The sequence below is a fragment of the Roseburia sp. AF42-8 genome (assembly GCF_003435965.1).
Lineage (GTDB): Bacteria > Bacillota > Clostridia > Lachnospirales > Lachnospiraceae > Roseburia_C > Roseburia_C amylophila.
This window is the reverse complement of sequence record NZ_QTVB01000148.1, coordinates 1-603: the sequence shown is the minus strand read 5'-3', so window position 1 is coordinate 603 and position 603 is coordinate 1. Positions and strand designations below refer to the sequence as shown.

1 protein-coding gene is annotated in these 603 nt (G+C 27.0%); it reads right to left on the bottom strand.

The features are described 5' to 3' along the window. Positions 1-246: 246 nt before the first annotated feature. Positions 247-603 (bottom strand): LuxR C-terminal-related transcriptional regulator (locus tag DW059_RS15735; RefSeq protein WP_147326087.1); only part of this gene is annotated, 357 nt, incomplete at its 5' end.

Here is a 603-nt window from a genome sequence, read left to right as displayed (position 1 = left end):
AACATGAAACATTTTCTTTCATAATATAGTAGACTAATTTTTTATTCATACTGAAACATTTTCTTTCATAATATAGTAGACTAATTTTTTATTCATACTAAATATTGTATCTATTTTATGTTTCACGGACGTTCATACTAAATATTGTATCTATTTTATGTTTCACGGACGTTCTTTTACTAATGTTTCACGTGAAACATTTTATCAAAATACCTCTATTATGTTGTATATCAATTACTATTTATTCTAACTTATCTTATTTCGAATAGCGAATACAGCAGCCTGTGTTCTATCTTGCACATCTATTTTTCTAAATATATGGGAAATATGATTTTTTACTGTTCGTTCACTAATTGTCAACTCATCAGATATTTTCTTATTGCTACATCCTTTTGAAATCAATCGAAGTACATCTAGTTCTCTCTTAGTCAGCCATTCAATTTTTTCTTTATCTAAAGCATAATCTTCCATACTTTCATTTAATGCAGGAAGAAGACTTGGTTGAATATAAGTATTTCCAGAAATAATAACATCAATTGCTTCTTTTAATTCATCATAACTGGAATCCTTTAATAAATATCCATCAATGCCGATATCAACAGC